Origin of the sequence: Sulfitobacter litoralis, from assembly GCF_900103185.1 — a bacterium.
GTDB classification, from domain to species: Bacteria; Pseudomonadota; Alphaproteobacteria; order Rhodobacterales; family Rhodobacteraceae; genus Sulfitobacter; species Sulfitobacter litoralis.
Genome location: NZ_FNJD01000001.1, coordinates 245,151 through 259,542 on the forward strand (window position 1 = coordinate 245,151; position 14,392 = coordinate 259,542).

General features: G+C 60.3%; 18 protein-coding genes. 6 read left to right on the top strand and 12 right to left on the bottom strand.

From position 1 onward, the window contains the following. Nucleotides 1–66 precede the first annotated feature (66 nt). The gene (locus BLQ98_RS01245) at nucleotides 67–1,008 is read left to right on the top strand and encodes a zinc transporter ZntB (protein ID WP_093731536.1); all 942 of its coding nucleotides are present in this window, start codon (nucleotides 67–69) and stop codon (nucleotides 1,006–1,008) included. 126 nt (nucleotides 1,009–1,134) lie between these two features. Further along, on the top strand, nucleotides 1,135–2,040 hold the full coding sequence (locus tag BLQ98_RS01250; protein WP_093731537.1) for a LysR family transcriptional regulator: 906 nt from the start codon (nucleotides 1,135–1,137) through the stop codon (nucleotides 2,038–2,040). Between the two features lie 94 nt (nucleotides 2,041–2,134). Here the strand turns inward: BLQ98_RS01250 and BLQ98_RS01255 are convergent, their stop codons facing one another. From BLQ98_RS01255 to BLQ98_RS01270, 4 genes are read right to left on the bottom strand one after another with little or no spacing between them, the layout of a single operon-like run. After that, on the bottom strand, nucleotides 2,135–3,097 hold the full coding sequence (locus tag BLQ98_RS01255; protein WP_093731538.1) for an OmpA family protein: 963 nt from the start codon (nucleotides 3,095–3,097) through the stop codon (nucleotides 2,135–2,137). Further along, the gene (locus BLQ98_RS01260) at nucleotides 3,094–3,663 is read right to left on the bottom strand and encodes a peroxidase-related enzyme (protein WP_093731539.1); all 570 of its coding nucleotides are present in this window, start codon (nucleotides 3,661–3,663) and stop codon (nucleotides 3,094–3,096) included. Before BLQ98_RS01260 ends, BLQ98_RS01255 begins: the two co-directional genes overlap by 4 nt. 12 nt (nucleotides 3,664–3,675) lie before the next feature. Next, nucleotides 3,676–4,386: a GNAT family N-acetyltransferase gene (locus BLQ98_RS01265; protein ID WP_093731540.1), complete on the bottom strand. Its 711-nt coding sequence runs from the start codon at nucleotides 4,384–4,386 to the stop codon at nucleotides 3,676–3,678. Further along, nucleotides 4,383–5,102, bottom strand: a complete 720-nt coding sequence (locus BLQ98_RS01270; protein WP_093731541.1) for a competence/damage-inducible protein A — start codon at nucleotides 5,100–5,102, stop codon at nucleotides 4,383–4,385. Before BLQ98_RS01270 ends, BLQ98_RS01265 begins: the two co-directional genes overlap by 4 nt. 46 nt (nucleotides 5,103–5,148) lie before the next feature. Here BLQ98_RS01270 and sfsA point away from each other — a divergent pair, with 46 nt between their 5' ends. Together sfsA and map are read left to right on the top strand one after the other, a co-directional pair. Next, nucleotides 5,149–5,886, top strand: coding sequence for a DNA/RNA nuclease SfsA (gene sfsA, locus BLQ98_RS01275; protein ID WP_093731542.1), 738 nt, complete (start codon nucleotides 5,149–5,151; stop codon nucleotides 5,884–5,886). 34 nt (nucleotides 5,887–5,920) lie between these two features. Then, on the top strand, nucleotides 5,921–6,736 hold the full coding sequence (map, locus tag BLQ98_RS01280; protein ID WP_093731543.1) for a type I methionyl aminopeptidase: 816 nt from the start codon (nucleotides 5,921–5,923) through the stop codon (nucleotides 6,734–6,736). Nucleotides 6,737–6,739: 3 nt separating this feature from the next. Here the strand turns inward: map and pssA are convergent, their stop codons facing one another. The 4 genes from pssA to BLQ98_RS01300 all read right to left on the bottom strand — a co-directional run bounded on the left by pssA (nucleotide 6,740) and on the right by BLQ98_RS01300 (nucleotide 10,011). After that, the gene (gene pssA, locus BLQ98_RS01285) at nucleotides 6,740–7,501 is read right to left on the bottom strand and encodes a CDP-diacylglycerol--serine O-phosphatidyltransferase (RefSeq protein ID WP_093731544.1); all 762 of its coding nucleotides are present in this window, start codon (nucleotides 7,499–7,501) and stop codon (nucleotides 6,740–6,742) included. Next, complete coding sequence (locus BLQ98_RS01290; protein WP_208596004.1) at nucleotides 7,502–8,161, bottom strand: phosphatidylserine decarboxylase; 660 nt, start codon at nucleotides 8,159–8,161, stop codon at nucleotides 7,502–7,504. 93 nt (nucleotides 8,162–8,254) lie between these two features. Beyond that, a complete protein-coding gene (gene rsmD, locus BLQ98_RS01295; RefSeq protein ID WP_093731546.1) occupies nucleotides 8,255–8,806 on the bottom strand; it encodes a 16S rRNA (guanine(966)-N(2))-methyltransferase RsmD in 552 nt (183 codons plus the stop codon). Then, nucleotides 8,803–10,011, bottom strand: a complete 1,209-nt coding sequence (locus BLQ98_RS01300) for an NAD(P)/FAD-dependent oxidoreductase (protein WP_093731547.1) — start codon at nucleotides 10,009–10,011, stop codon at nucleotides 8,803–8,805. Before BLQ98_RS01300 ends, rsmD begins: the two co-directional genes overlap by 4 nt. 92 nt (nucleotides 10,012–10,103) lie before the next feature. Here BLQ98_RS01300 and BLQ98_RS01305 point away from each other — a divergent pair, with 92 nt between their 5' ends. Further along, nucleotides 10,104–10,592: a peroxiredoxin gene (locus BLQ98_RS01305; protein ID WP_093731548.1), complete on the top strand. Its 489-nt coding sequence runs from the start codon at nucleotides 10,104–10,106 to the stop codon at nucleotides 10,590–10,592. A 93-nt stretch (nucleotides 10,593–10,685) separates the two neighbouring features. Here BLQ98_RS01305 and BLQ98_RS01310 read toward each other — a convergent pair whose 3' ends face one another. From BLQ98_RS01310 to BLQ98_RS01325, 4 genes are read right to left on the bottom strand one after another with little or no spacing between them, the layout of a single operon-like run. Further along, the gene (locus BLQ98_RS01310) at nucleotides 10,686–10,997 is read right to left on the bottom strand and encodes a 4a-hydroxytetrahydrobiopterin dehydratase (protein WP_093731549.1); all 312 of its coding nucleotides are present in this window, start codon (nucleotides 10,995–10,997) and stop codon (nucleotides 10,686–10,688) included. Further along, complete coding sequence (locus tag BLQ98_RS01315) at nucleotides 10,994–12,181, bottom strand: GNAT family N-acetyltransferase (RefSeq protein ID WP_093731550.1); 1,188 nt, start codon at nucleotides 12,179–12,181, stop codon at nucleotides 10,994–10,996. Before BLQ98_RS01315 ends, BLQ98_RS01310 begins: the two co-directional genes overlap by 4 nt. Nucleotides 12,182–12,231: 50 nt before the next feature. After that, complete coding sequence (locus BLQ98_RS01320) at nucleotides 12,232–12,993, bottom strand: glycerophosphodiester phosphodiesterase family protein (protein WP_093731551.1); 762 nt, start codon at nucleotides 12,991–12,993, stop codon at nucleotides 12,232–12,234. Next, entirely contained in the window at nucleotides 12,990–13,448 is a 459-nt protein-coding gene (locus BLQ98_RS01325; protein ID WP_093731552.1) for a RidA family protein, read from the bottom strand. Before BLQ98_RS01325 ends, BLQ98_RS01320 begins: the two co-directional genes overlap by 4 nt. A gap of 191 nt (nucleotides 13,449–13,639) precedes the next feature. Here BLQ98_RS01325 and BLQ98_RS01330 point away from each other — a divergent pair, with 191 nt between their 5' ends. Continuing rightward, nucleotides 13,640–14,389 carry an MlaA family lipoprotein gene (locus BLQ98_RS01330; RefSeq protein ID WP_093731553.1) on the top strand — a complete coding sequence of 250 codons (750 nt, stop codon included), beginning with the start codon at nucleotides 13,640–13,642 and terminating at the stop codon, nucleotides 14,387–14,389. Nucleotides 14,390–14,392: the final 3 nt, after the last annotated feature.

Genomic DNA, 14,392 nt, shown 5'->3' on the forward strand with positions numbered 1-14,392 from the left:
ACGTCTTGCGCCTCGGCTCCGGTCTGTCAAAATGCGCGAGATTAATAGTTGTTTCAGGGTGTGGCCATGCCGATTTGCGTTTTCGATATCTTTGCCGACGGCACGACCCAAGTGCCCGCCGATACAAAGCTGACTGGGCCGGGCATCTATCGCTGGTGGCACTTTGATCTAGCTGACCCGATGCTCGACCCTTGGGTGCGCGAACACCTGCATGAAATCCCCGCCGGATCGCTGATCCAGAAACAGACCCGCCCGCGCTGTGACCGCTTTGAAGGCGGGCTGATCCTGAACCTGCGTGGCATTAACATGAACGAGGGGCAGGACGCCGATGAAATGGTATCGGTACGGATGTATGTGGATTCCGACCTGCTGATCACCGTGCGCCGCAAGAAAGTCTTTGCCATCGACGCGATCCGCCGCGACGCCGAAGCGCAAAAGGCCCCTCCCAGCCCTGCCGAGTTCCTTGAGGAATTGGTGGGCCGTCTGACCCAGAGGGTGCAAGAACACGTCGCGGGGCTGGATGAACAGGCGGAGTTCTTTGAGGATGATCTAGAAGACAAGAATACCCCGATGCCGCACGAACTGCCCGAAATCCGGCGCAGCGTGATCCGGCTGCGGCGCTATCTTGATCCGCAACGGGTGGCCCTGACCAAGCTTGCAGCCTTTGATATTCCGCTAATCCCCGACGACAGCCAGCTGGAACTGCGCGAACAAGCCAACAGCGCGCTGATTGCCGTCGAAGAACTGGACGAGTTGCGCGACCGCCTGGTGTCGGTTCAGGAAGAGCATGACGCCAATACGGCGCAACGGCAGGCGCGGCATGGGTATGTGCTTTCGGTGGCTGCCGCGATCTTTCTGCCGCTGGGGTTTCTGACCGGTCTGTTCGGGGTCAACGTCGGCGGCATGCCGGGTGTGGATCATCCATGGGCCTTTGCCATCTTGTGTCTGGGCATGGTCGGACTGGCGCTGCTGATGTTTCTGGCCCTGAAACTGGTGCGCTGGATCTAGTCCCCGCCTGTTTCTCCGCCGCGAACGATCCCTACAAATACCTCTCCACTGTCTCACCACTGCCGTGATCCTGCCTGATTTGGCCGCCATACCATTTTCAGACGCAGATGATGAAAGGGAACGGGTATGGACCGCCTGACAGAGATGGAAGCATTCGCCACGGTCGTGGACCAAGGTGGCTTTACCGATGCTGCCAAGAAGATGGGTATCTCCAAATCCGCCGTATCCAAACATGTCTCATCGCTTGAAGCGCGGCTTGGGGCGCGCTTGCTGAACCGGACGACCCGCCGTGTCAGCCCGACAGAGATCGGCCTTGCCTATTATGACCGTGCCCGCCGTGTGTTGAATGATGCGGGCGAAGCCGATGCGCTGGTAACGTCGATGCAATCCGCGCCCTCGGGCCTTTTGCGTATTTCGGTCGCGACGGACTTTGGCGTTAACCATCTGTCGCCTGCCCTGTCCGACTTTCTGGCCGATTTCCCCGATATCACCGTCAACATGGTGCTGAACAACCGCTATGTTGAACTGATCAGCGAAGGCTTCGACATGGCCGTCCGTATCGGAGAGCTGGAAGACAGCACCCTACGCGCCCGCAAACTGACCGAGACGACCAAACGCATGATCGCGTCGCCCGGCTATTTCGAGAAATACGGCCGCCCCGAAAAGATCGACGACTTGAACGATCACAAGCTGCTGCATTATTCGAACCAATCCAGCGGCAATATGTGGAAGCTGACCTCCCCCTCGGGCGAAAAGCGTCAGGTGCGCACGGCGGGCTGGCTGTCGGTCAATGATGGTCAATCGCTGTTGAATGCCGCCATCTCGGGTCTTGGCATCGCCTATCTGCCCAGCTTTCTTTACGCCGACGCGATGGAAAAAGGGCTGGTCGAAGACGCGATCCCCGATCTGCCGCCCGAAACCCAAGGCATTTATGCCGTCTATCCTCCGGGCCGGTTCACCCAGCCCAAGGTGCGCGCTTTCATTGATTTTCTAGCCCATACCTTTGCCGAAAAAGGTCCTACGGACTGGTAACACGAGATCACCAACTGCCCTCGGTGAACTTGGCCCGCATGTGGCCGACCCCGCTCCCTTTTTAGGGCAGCGGGGATTTTTTTGAATGCGGTATTCAGCTGGCAGGCAACAGGACGGCTTCGACACGGCGGTTGGCATCCCGCCCCGCTTCCGTTTGATTAGACGCAATCGGCGACAGATACCCCATGCCCTGCGCGTCGATCCGGTCGGCCGCGATCCCATGGACGGCAATCAGACGTTGCCGCACCGCCGCTGCGCGGTTCTTCGACAGCGTGATATTGCCCTGTAGCCCCCCTACGCTGTCCGTGTGCCCCACCAGAGCAATCCGCAGATCGGGTTGATCCTTCAACACCGCCGCAAGATTGACCAACGCGTCGAACTCCCCCTGTCCCAAGGCCGCCGTGCCGGTATCGAAATCCAGCGCCGCGAGCACAACATGGCCGAATTCCTCCAACGCAGATGCCATCTTGGACGGGCTTTGCGCCGGAGCGTCGGGGGCTGCGGGGGCTGCGGGTTGGGTATCTTGTGCCACGACCGAGGCGACGGGGCTGGCTGCGCCCGCTTGGGTATCGGCTTGCACGATTTGCAGATAGGCCGAGGTGTCGGTGGTGCTGATCAATAGCGTCACAACCGCGTCTGGCGCTTGCAGCGACCCTTTGACGGCGGTGACAAACTGATACTGACGCAGATCGACATACATGTTCGGCGCGGGCAGTGTTTCAATCGCAAAGCGGAAATCAAAGCCCCCGCAAACCGTAGCACTGCAATCTAGCACGATCCTGTAGTCCGCATTCTCTAGCTGGGTGCGCAAGGGGCGCATGATCTGCAAGGGGGTCAGGCCCGGAGCCTCTAACCGCCAAGCAGATCGCGCGATCGCGCCTTCGATCTTGACGCTGGCAAAGCCGCCGTCCTCATAGGCAGAGACCGGCGCAAGGTAGCTATCGGGACCGGTATCGCGCGCCACGGTTTGCCGCGCCGCGGCGGGCAAGGACAATTCCAACGCGTTAGCCCCACCCGCCAGTAAAAGCCAGATCAGCCCGGCACGCCAGCCGATCATCTGAATTGCGCGTGATAGCCGTCGTTCGGCTTCATCTCGGTGGCGCTGGCGACGCGGTTGGTCATGTTGAAGAACCCTGTGACCGATGCGATGTCAAAGATGTCGCGGTCCGAAAAGCCCACATCGCGCAGCGCCTGACGGTCCGCCTCCGTGGTTTTGGCACTGGCAACGGTCAGATGTTCGGCGAACGCCAGCATCGCGGTTTGGCGTGCGTCCAGATCAGCGACGCGCCAGTTCATCACCATCTGTTCGCCAAGGATCGGGTTGCCCGACAGTTGCCGCACAGCCGCGCCATGGGCCGTCAGACAATAGTAGCATTTGTTCACGGACGACACGACGACCGCAATCATCTCGCGCTCGAGCTTTGACAGTTTCGACGCGCCCAGCATCAGATCGTTATACATCGCGGTAAACGCGTTCAACTTGTCCATGTCAAAGGCATAGGCCTGCAGCACATTCGGCACCATCCCCAGCTTTTCCTGACAGACATCAAAGTATTTCTGCGTGTCCTCGGGCAGCGGATCAACCATCGGCAGGTTCAGGGCAGTGGGGGCATCATGCGCCATGGGGCGGCTCCTTTAGTCAGGGGATTGACGGGAATGATAGTGGCCTACCAGATCAAAGCCCAGTCCTTGATACAGGCGGTTCGCGGCCGCGTTCGCCTTTGTGCAAAGAACCGCCACCTGCGTCGCTCCCTGCGCCTGCGCCCAGAAACCGGCGCTGCGCATCAGCCATTTGGCGACGCCCTGCCCGCGCTGGTGTTCCAGCACCTCGACCGCATGGACCATGCACACCCCGTCATGCAGTGCGGCAAAGGCCACGCCACCGGGCATCTCATTCCAGCGGGTCAGGATCGCGGTTTTGGTCGCGGCGCGGTGCATCACGTTGATCCGTTCGGGGCCGACGCCGCCCTTGGCCCAAATCTCGGTCATGATGGCCAGCGGTTCCCATATCTGGAACGCGGTCACCCGCGGCATCGGCACATCGGTCAGCTTGCCCACAGGGGCCACATAGAGGTTCACCGGATCGACAATATCATACCCACGCGCGGCAAGCTCTGCGTCTAACGTGTCGTCGCCATCGCGGATCATGAAAATGGGCCGCTGGTCCATGGCGCGCATCGCAGCTTCTGCCTGACCGATATCGGCATTCGGTTCGGCCATCGTCGCGGCAGAGACGCGTTTGCCCCCGCCCTGCCCGTCGCGCAGGGTCCAACCTGTTTCAGTCCAGATTTTCGCCGCGGGCCAGGTGTGGTCAATGACGTGATAGAGCTGTGACAGATCGGTCATGGGAACACCTTTGCAAGGTCGGCAATGGCCGCGTCGATCTCGGCCTGATCATTACCACGGATCACGATATGCGCGCCGTATTTGCCGTCTTTCTGGAACGGATAGGACCCGATGGCGAGGGTCGGATAGGCCGTTGCCAACTCTCCCAACGGTCCAGCGATATCGCCTTCGCCCCGTTCGATACGATGGGTGGCGCTGATCAGCGGCGCACCACCGGTCAGCGTCGGTAAAACGCTGGCAACCATCGCTTCGAACACCGCGGGCACACCAGCCATGACATAGACGTTCTCCAGCTTGAACCCCGGTGCGGCGGACACAGGGTTATCAATCAGAGTGGCATCGTCAGGGATACGCGCCATGCGCAGGCGGGCGGTGTTCAGCTCGGTTGCGCTTTTGGCATAGTGTTCGGCCAGTATGGCGCGGGCATCCTCGCGCACATCGATATTCTTGTTGAACGCAGCGGCAATGCAATCAGCGGTGATGTCATCATGAGTCGGCCCGATGCCGCCACTGGTGAACACGCTGTCATAGACCCGCGACAGTTCCTGCACCGCGGCGATGATGGTGCCGTTCTCGTCGCCCACCACACGGACTTCTTTCAGGTCGATCCCGACGCTGGTCAGCTGCCCTGCCAGATGGTGCATGTTTGAATCGCGGGTGCGCCCCGACAGGATTTCATCGCCGATGACGATCATCGCAGCAGTGGGATTGGGCATGGCTGTCTCCTTGAGGGGCCGTTGATTGAGGTATAGGTCACACCCCATGCGCTTTCAAACCGAACTTGTCCCCGCCCGCCTGATCCGCCGCTACAAACGGTTTCTGGCCGATTGCCAGCTAGAGGACGGCACCGAGGTGACGGCCCATTGCGCCAACCCCGGGTCAATGATGGGTTTGGCGACTCCCGGTATGAAAATCTGGCTCGAGCCCAATGATGACCCCAAGCGCAAGCTGACCTATGGCTGGCGGCTGGTTGACCATGAAAACGGGCATTTCACCGGCGTCGATACCGCGCTGCCGAACCGCGCGATCAAGGCCGCATTGATGGATCGGCAGATCGCCCCCTTTGCCGGCTACACCACCGTGCGGCCCGAGGTGAAATACGGTGAAAACTCGCGCATCGACTTTCTGCTGACCGAAACCGGTCTGCCCGACGCCTATGTCGAGGTAAAGTCTGCCACCCTGTCACGTACCGACGGTTTGGTCGAATTCCCCGATAGCGTGACCAAACGCGGCACCAAGCATCTGGGCGAACTGGCGCAGATGGCGCGTGACGGGCACCGCGCGGTGCTGCTTTATCTGGTGCAGCGTACCGATTGCGGCACCTTTTGCGTGGCTGCCGACATTGACCCCGCTTATGCGGCGGCCTTTGCCGACGCCCGTGCCGCCGGACTGGAAACCCATGTCATTGGCACCCATATCAGCCCCCAAGGGGTCAGCGTTGCAGGTACAATCCCCCTAATCGACCCGCCTGCACTGGTTCTTGGGAACCAAGCGGGTTAGACAACACCAAATTCATATGACGGAGACAGCGGTGATGAACGAACACCGAGGACGCCAGACCAAAGATGGCATTCGCATTTACGACCCCTCGGATTTCGCGGGGATGCACGCGGCGGGCAAGCTGGCGGCGCAAATCCTTGATGATATTGCCGAACATGTCTTTGTCGGGCAGACCACGGGTGCCATCGACGGCGTCATCACGCAGATGGTCGAAGACGCAGGCGCGAAATCGGCCACCATCGGGTACAAAGGCTATCAGCACGCCAGCTGCATCTCTTTGAACCACGTCGTGTGCCACGGCATCCCAGGTGACAAAAAGCTCAAGGATGGCGACATTCTGAACATCGACGTCACCGTGATCGTCGATGGCTGGTTTGGCGATACCTCGCGGATGTATGTCGCAGGCAAGCTGTCGCGCAAGTCAGAGCGGTTGATTAATATCACCCATGACGCACTGATGCGCGGCATAGAGGTCGTGAAACCCGGCAACACTTTTGGCGACATCGGTCACGCGATCCAGACCTTTGCGGAATCCCACCGGATGAGCGTTGTCACTGATTTTTGCGGTCACGGGCTGGGGCGCGTTTTCCATGCCCCGCCAAACGTACTGCACTATGGCCGCCCCGGCACCGGTGCGGTGCTAGAGCCCGGCATGTTCTTTACCATCGAACCGATGGTCAATCTGGGCCGCGCCGAAACCAAGGTACTGGCCGATGACTGGACAGCCGTGACCCGCGACAAATCCCTGTCAGCGCAGTTTGAACATTCGATTGGCGTGACGGAAACCGGCTGCGAGATCTTTACCCAATCCCCCGGCGGCATGTTCCACCCGACCTATAGCCAGGGCTGATTTTCAGCCCCGGCGCTTGGCGAGCTCAAGCTCGATCACGGCCCACAACACGCTGCCCGCATAGGCAAAGCAGCAGATCACCAAGGTGGCCCAGGGAAAGCTGACAAGACAGGCGATGAAGCCGGTAAAGAAGATCAGGAAATAGGTCACGTTGGTCCGCGAAAAGCTGACCGACTTTAACGACCATGTCGGGATGCGGCTGACCATGACCCAGCCGACCAGCACGATATAGAGGCACGTCAACGCATCCGGCATCGCAGCACCGGGGCCAAAGGCATAGGGCAGGTAGATCGGCAACATCACCAGCATCGCGCCTGCAGGCGATGGCACGCCGGTGAAATAGCCACCGTCGTCCAGCGGGTCTTTGGTCCGCGAATCCACGTTGAACCGCGCCAGTCGCATCACGCAGCAAATCGCAAAGACCAGCACACTAAGCCAGCCCGCGCGGTAGAAATCCTGCAGCCCCCAGAAATACACCACCAAGGGCGGTGCGACGCCAAAGTTCACGAAATCCGCGAGACTATCCAGTTCGGCACCGATCTTGCTGTTGCTGCCCAGATAGCGCGCAGTGCTTCCGTCCATGCCGTCAAGGATGCTGGCCAGCGTAATCAACGCGACGGCCAGCGAAAAATTCCCCTCGGCGGCAAACCGGATAGCCGAAATACCTGCACAGATCGCGGCAATGGTCAGCATGTTAGGTAACAGCTGCAGCAGCGAAAATTCGGTTTTCACTTTATCGGGTGCGACGGGGGGCATATCTGTCATTTAGGAAAGCTCCGCCAGAACGGTTTCGCCTGCGACCATGGTTTGCCCGATGCTGACGCGCGGGGTGACGCCTTCGGGCAGATAGACATCAACACGCGAGCCAAAGCGGATCAGGCCAAAGCGCTGACCCGCCTGCGTATGCGCGCCTTTCTTGGTGAAGCAAACGATACGACGCGCCACCAGTCCGGCGATTTGCACGGCTGCCACCTCGCGGCCATCGGCCATTTTGATACGCAGGCTGTTGCGTTCGTTATCCTCGCTCGCCTTGTCCAGCGAGGCGTTGAAAAACTTGCCGGGGCGATAAGCGATTTCGGTGATCTCGCCTGCGACGGGCGCGCGGTTCACGTGGCAGTTAAACACGTTCATGAACACGCTGACCCGCGTCAGGGGGGTGTCTGCCATCCCCAGCTCTGCGGGTGGCACGGCAGGTTCGATCAGGGACACGATACCATCGGCAGGGCTGATGACAAGGTGGTCGCCCTTGGGTGTCACACGTTCTGGGTCGCGGAAAAAGTAGTAGCACCACACGGTTGCGCCGACACCCAGCCACCCCAGAGGTTCAGCGATGATGAAAAGCACCACCGTGATCGCCGCAAAGATAGCCACGAACTTGCGCCCCTCGGGGTGCATCGGCTTGATGAAGGTGCTGGTCATGCTCAGGCTCATGGCGGTCTACTTTCCTTTAGGTCTTTGTGTAGCACATAGGCCGCAGCGCTCCGAATGCAAAGCGGCATCTAGCAGCGGACCTGTCGGCTACTTAGGTGTCAGCAGCGTGATCCATGTGTCGCCATATTTGCGCTTGTCCTCGCGGGTGAACCCTGGGGGCGGATCAAGCGGGGCGTTTTCCTCGCAGACGATCATGGCACTGGGGGTCAACCAGCCGCCTGCACGCGCCTTGATCAACGCGGCCTGCCCCATGCCTTTGCCATAGGGCGGGTCAAGAAAGACCAGATCGAACGGTGCCGCGATCCAGTCGCCAAGCGCTGTCGCATCCGACCGCATCAGCGTCGTTTCACCCTCGACCCGCAGCTTTTTGATGTTCTCGGTGATCAGCTTTTGCCCGACGCGCCCGTTCTCGATGAACACGACTTCGCGGGCGCCACGCGACAGCGCCTCTAGGCCCAAGGCACCCGTCCCTGCGAACAGGTCCAGCACCCGCGCGCCGTTGATGACGTTGTGATGGGTCAGCATCGAAAACAGGCTCTCGCGCACACGATCAGAGGTGGGGCGCAAATGCGCTTCGGTGTCGCCCTTGCCCACATCAGCCAGCTGCGTACCACGGTGTTTGCCGGCGATGATCCTCATGATTTCAGCAGCGCTTTCATGTCTGTGGCGGGGTCTTCGATCAGCGCGGGCGCGGGGGATTTGCCCGCCTCGATCAACCGGCGCCCGATCATGAACCCGCGCGGATCGTTCATCGCGTCCACCGCCAGCAGTTCGTCCCCGCGATAGTACCAAAAGGCCACACTATCGGCATCGGTGCGGCGGGTGATGACACGGTCATAGCCCATGTTCAGCCCTGCGATCTGCAGTTTCACGTCATATTGGTCGGACCAGAACCACGGCTTTGCGACATATTCCTTATCCGCACCCATGATATTCTCTGCCACCAGTTCAGCCTGATCGATGGCGTGTGGCACAGATTCCAACCGGATGCGCCCGCTGCGATAGGGGAAGGACGCGCAATCGCCCGCGGCCCAGACATGCGGCGCAGAGGTGCGGCCGTGCGTGTCCGTCATGATCCCGTTGTCATTCACAATGCCTGCCGCATCGGCCAGCGCTGTTGCAGCCCCGATACCAACGCCGACAATCACAAAATCCACCGCAAGTTCAGACCCGTCCGACAGCTGCGCGCCGGTGACATGGGTATCGCCTATCAAACGTTCCAAACCAACGCCCTCGCGGATGGTCACCCCATGCGCGGCATGAAGGTCGCGGAAAAAATCTGATGTCTGCGGCGCGGCAACCCGTTGCAAGATGCGGTCGCCCATTTCTACCAGTGTCACCTGCAACCCCAGCTTGGCCGCAACCGAGGCCGCCTCTAGCCCGATATAGCCACCACCGACGATCAGCACCCGCGCGCCTTTGGCAAAGCGCGGGCCCATCGTATCGACGTCGCTGAGGTCACGCACCACATGCACGCCCTCCAGATCGCCCCCGATGCTGGCAGGCAGGCGGCGTGGGAACGATCCGGTGGTCAGCACCAGATCATCATAGGGCATGTTCCCGCCGTTCACCCGAATGGTCTGCGCTGCCGGATCGATGCTGTCGACTGTGGTGCCCAGCATCAGGTCGATCCCGTGATCGGGATAAAAGCTTTCGGGCCGCAGATAGAGCCGTTCAAGCGCCATGTCGCCCAACAGATAGGCTTTGGACAGGGGGGGGCGTTGGTAAGGGGGCACGGCTTCGGCCCCGATCAACGTGATTTTCCCTTCAAAGCCGGAGTTGCGCAGCTTGGCCACACAGGATGACCCCGCCTGACCTGCCCCGATCACCACCACATGACCCATCCTAGCCCCTTTCGAAAAAACCGTGTTCCTGCCTGCGTGCAAAGCCTATATCTTCCTTGAAGACAAACGCAATGACACGAAAGGTCTCGCATATGACGATTTCCCAAGGTGACACGCTGCCCGACGCAACGCTGGTGCAAATGGGCCCCGACGGGCCAAAGCCTGTGCAGATGGCTGACAAGCTAAAAGGCCGCAAGGTCGTCGTCTTTGCCGTGCCCGGTGCCTATACACCGACCTGTGATTCCGCGCATGTGCCCAGCTTTGTGCGCACCAAGGACCAGTTCGACGCCAAGGGCGTGGACGAGGTCATCTGCGTATCGTGCAACGACCCTTTCGTTATGGCGGCTTGGGGTGAGTCAACCGGCGCGACAGCGGCGGGCATCACCATGCTGGCCGATGCCAGCAGCGCCTTTACCAAAGCCATCGGCATGGAATTCTCGGCCGAGCCCGCGGGCCTGATCTCGCGCTCCAAACGCTATGCGATGCTAGTGGATGATGGCAAGGTCACGCTGTTCCAAGCCGAAGTGCAAGCCGGTGTCTGCGATATGTCGGGCGGCGAAGCGCTGCTGGACAACATGTAATCCTGCACGCCCCTGAAAACGAAAAACGCAGCCGCGGGTGCACCGGGGCTGCGTTTTTCTTTGGTGACGGTGACTGGGCCTGTGACTGGCGGTTTAGCCCGCTTTGACCTCGCCCATCAGCCCGTCCATCTTGCGCGCCAGCTTGGCGTCGAGCGAGCTTAGGCCATCAACGTCATGGGTCGTCAGGGTGACGATGACCTTGTTATAGACGTTCTCCCACTCTGGGTGGTGGTTCCACTTTTCGGCCCAGATCGCCGCGCGGGTCATCCAGCCGAACGCATCCGCGAAATCATTGAACTTGAATGTTTTGACGATGGCGTCGCGGTCATCCACCATGGCCCAGCCTGTGCTGAACAAGGGTGCCAATACAGTTTTGCGCGTCTCTTCGCTTAATCTTTCGCTCATTCCTGTTCCTCAACCTCGACCCTTTTGAACGGGCCGTAATCTGTCAAAATATCTATCTCTTCGTCAACGGCTGCCCGTTCCTGTACAAGATAGTCTTGAACGGCCCGCATAAAACCCTCGTCGCGCATCCAATGGAGCGACCACGTCGCCTTTGGCAGGTAACCGCGCGCCAGCTTGTGTTCACCCTGCGCCCCTGCCTCTACCGTGGACAGGCCCAGTTTGATCGCGATATCGATGGCCTGATAATAGCACAATTCAAAGTGCAGGAACGGGTGATGTTCGCTGCAGCCCCAGTAACGCCCATATAGCGCATCGGCACCGATAAAGTTCAGCGCGCCCGCCACCCACTCACCATCCCGCTTGGCCAGCACCAACGCGATGTCGTCGCGCAGCTGGTCTTGCGCAATGTCAAAGAAGGCGCGCGTCAGATAAGGCGTGCCCCATTTGCGCGCGCCGGTGTCCTGATAGAACCGCCAGAAGGCATCCCAATGTTCAGGACGCAGGTCATCGCCGGTGAACACCTCTATCTCGCCGCCGAACGCCTGCGCCTGCAGGCGTTCCTTGCGGATGTTCTTGCGCTTGCGCGAGCTGAGCGTGTCAAGGAAGCCGTCGAAATCTGCGAACCCGTGATTGTGCCAATGGAACTGCTGGCTTTTGCGGGTCAACAGGCCCAGCTGCTCGGCTGCTGACGCCTCTGACTTGGTGCAAAAGGTAATGTGAAGCGATGACAGCCCATTGGAATCGGTCAGCTGGACCGCGCCTTGGATGAGCGCTGCGGTGCCCGTCTCTTCGAACCCCGGACGCGTTAGGAACCGGCGGCCCGTGGCGGGAGTGTGAGGCACGGCGATCTGCAGCTTGGGGTAATAGCGCCCGCCGGCGCGTTCGAACGCATGGGCCCAGCTGTGATCAAAGATGTATTCCCCCTGACTATGCGACTTGGCGTACATCGGGGCGACCGCGATGACCTGCCCGTGGATAACGGCACTGAGGTACTGGGGCTGCCAGCCTGTGCCGGGGCCGACACTGCCGCTTTCCTCTAGCGCCGACAGGAAGCGATAAGTGGTGAAAGGGTCCGCAGGGCGCCCCCCTGCTGCGACCTCGGAGCAGGCACATGCGTCCCACGCGTCCTGACCAATTTGCGCGATGCCCGAAGCAATTCTGATTTCGACGTCGCGCGCGTTCATTCTGGGTGTCCCGTTGTCATAGTCCTTATCTGTGGCCAAAGCCGGACGGTTCAACCTTGCAGCGGCGCGTCATAGCCTTCGAAGGTGATATTATGCGCAAATTCGCGCGCGCCGTTTTCAACCGATAAACTGCGCACCGTCCAGCAGCAGATCATGGCACCTGCCTCGCGCAGCTCTGCCACGCGGGGGCGGGGCAGGTCGTCGACCTCGTGGCTGATAAAACAGGCCCCTGTGCTGTCGTAATCAGGGATCTCGCGCAGGTGGTCACAGGTGGCTTTGGGCAGCGGCCATTCGACATAGCGATAGGCGCTGGTCACCAAACCGCGCGGCACATCCGGCAGCAGGTCAGCCATGCGCGCAACGCTGTTGGGGTTGAACGACATAACGGCGACATCGCCCGCATAGCCCCGCAGCGCATCTGCCGTCGCTTGCTCTAGCGGGCCGATATCTTTGCCCATGGCACCGTCCTGATCCTTGATCTCGATCAGCAAGGGCACGCGCCCCGCGACCAGCGCCAGTACCTGCGGCAAGGTGGGAATGGTGTCGCTGCCGCCGGTCAGCGTAATTTGGCACAGGTCATCCGCATCGCGCTGCCGGAGGGCTCCGGTCTGGGCCGTCAGACGGTCCAGCGCGTAATCATGAAACACCAGCGCCACACCGTCGCGCGACAGCTGCACGTCAAGTTCGATCCCGTATCCGCGATCCATCGCTGCTTGAAACGCGGCAAAACTGTTTTCGGGCCGACCGGCATCGCGGTGATGAAAACCGCGATGCGCTATAGGGATCGTATAGAACGCCTCGGGTAGGGTCATTCGATTTCAAAGATGCCTTCGATTTCGACCGCGACACCCAGCGGCAAGGACGCTGCAGAGACTGCCGAGCGTGCATGACGGCCCGCGTCGCCCAAGGCTTCGACCAGAAAATCGGAGGCACCGTTAACCACTTTGGGCTGATCGGTGAAATCGGCGGTGGAGTTCACAAACGCCGTCAGCTTGACCACCCGCTTGAGCCGCTCGATATCGCCGCCACAGGCTGCTTGGACTTGCGCCAGCAAGCTGATCGCGCATGTCTTGGCCGCTTCGGCACCGGCGGCCACGTCCATATCTGCACCCAGTTTGCCCGTGATGAACCCGTCCGGCCCGTTCGAGATCTGCCCCGACACATAAACCGTGTTTCCGGTGACCACAAAGGGCACATAGTTCGCCGCGGGGGCCGGCGCGTCAGGCAGGGTAACGCCAAGATCGTTTAAACGGCTGGTGATGCTCATGGGAGGCTTCCTTGAAATGAGTGGTCGTTGGCGGGACGATAGCGCTGCGATACGCAAACGAAAAGGGCCAAGAGGGACGAACGGCAACACCTGCCAGCAACACGGGGGCGACCAAGGAGACTCATGTTGCGTATTTCAGGTACCCTGCGCATAACAAACCATGTTTTTCACGTGTTTTCGGGATTTTTACCATGATTAAGGCCACGACCCTCTCCACATCGCTGCGCGCCCTTGCGGGTGTCACTTTGGTTGCGGGCCTTGCGGCCTGTAGCGGTGCCTCGCGCACCCAGCCAGCCGGGATCAATGACCCGCACGAGCCTAGCAACCGCAAGATACATGCGCTCAATCAAAAGATCGGCGGCTCTGGCAAACCGAACCGCGTGGCGGCTGCGGTCCCGACCGAGTTCCAGTCTGTCATTCACAACGTGTCTGAAAACCTGTCGATGCCACAGGCCGCCGTGAACAGCGCCTTGCAGGCCGACTTTGCGGGCTTCGGTTTGGCGACATACCGCTTTTTGGTGAACAGCACGCTGGGTATGGGTGGCCTCTTTGACGTGGCAAGCGACTTCAAAGTGCCCGAGCATGATACGGATTTTGGCGAAACGCTGTATGTCTGGGGTGTGGGCGAAGGCCCCTACTACGAACTGCCGGTGCTTGGTCCGTCGACCCGCCGTGACACCGCCGGTCGCGTGGTGGATCTGTTCACCAACCCACTGTCCTATACGCTCGATAGCCCCGAGAAATACGTGGGCACGGTCACCGGCTATGCCGATAGCGTGTTTGAAAAGAACCGCCGTATCGTGAATGGCCAGCAGGTGCCTATGTCAGCTGCGGGCGACAGCTATGCTCAAGCGCGTCAAGAGTATCTGCAACAGCGCCGTGCGGATCTGGCTCGCCCGACCAGCACCGCCGCCACGACCGGCCCGCGCAGCACCAACTAAGGT

Coding starts and splice junctions, on each gene's coding strand:
- BLQ98_RS01245 (WP_093731536.1), top strand. CDS start 67: ATGCCGATTTGCGTTTTCGATATCTTTGCCGACGGCACGACCCAAGTG.
- BLQ98_RS01250 (WP_093731537.1), top strand. CDS start 1,135: ATGGACCGCCTGACAGAGATGGAAGCATTCGCCACGGTCGTGGACCAA.
- BLQ98_RS01255 (WP_093731538.1), bottom strand. CDS start 3,097: ATGATCGGCTGGCGTGCCGGGCTGATCTGGCTTTTACTGGCGGGTGGG.
- BLQ98_RS01260 (WP_093731539.1), bottom strand. CDS start 3,663: ATGGCGCATGATGCCCCCACTGCCCTGAACCTGCCGATGGTTGATCCG.
- BLQ98_RS01265 (WP_093731540.1), bottom strand. CDS start 4,386: ATGACCGATCTGTCACAGCTCTATCACGTCATTGACCACACCTGGCCC.
- BLQ98_RS01270 (WP_093731541.1), bottom strand. CDS start 5,102: ATGCCCAATCCCACTGCTGCGATGATCGTCATCGGCGATGAAATCCTG.
- sfsA (WP_093731542.1), top strand. CDS start 5,149: ATGCGCTTTCAAACCGAACTTGTCCCCGCCCGCCTGATCCGCCGCTAC.
- map (WP_093731543.1), top strand. CDS start 5,921: ATGAACGAACACCGAGGACGCCAGACCAAAGATGGCATTCGCATTTAC.
- pssA (WP_093731544.1), bottom strand. CDS start 7,501: ATGACAGATATGCCCCCCGTCGCACCCGATAAAGTGAAAACCGAATTT.
- rsmD (WP_093731546.1), bottom strand. CDS start 8,806: ATGAGGATCATCGCCGGCAAACACCGTGGTACGCAGCTGGCTGATGTG.
- BLQ98_RS01300 (WP_093731547.1), bottom strand. CDS start 10,011: ATGGGTCATGTGGTGGTGATCGGGGCAGGTCAGGCGGGGTCATCCTGT.
- BLQ98_RS01305 (WP_093731548.1), top strand. CDS start 10,104: ATGACGATTTCCCAAGGTGACACGCTGCCCGACGCAACGCTGGTGCAA.
- BLQ98_RS01310 (WP_093731549.1), bottom strand. CDS start 10,997: ATGAGCGAAAGATTAAGCGAAGAGACGCGCAAAACTGTATTGGCACCC.
- BLQ98_RS01315 (WP_093731550.1), bottom strand. CDS start 12,181: ATGAACGCGCGCGACGTCGAAATCAGAATTGCTTCGGGCATCGCGCAA.
- BLQ98_RS01320 (WP_093731551.1), bottom strand. CDS start 12,993: ATGACCCTACCCGAGGCGTTCTATACGATCCCTATAGCGCATCGCGGT.
- BLQ98_RS01325 (WP_093731552.1), bottom strand. CDS start 13,448: ATGAGCATCACCAGCCGTTTAAACGATCTTGGCGTTACCCTGCCTGAC.
- BLQ98_RS01330 (WP_093731553.1), top strand. CDS start 13,640: ATGATTAAGGCCACGACCCTCTCCACATCGCTGCGCGCCCTTGCGGGT.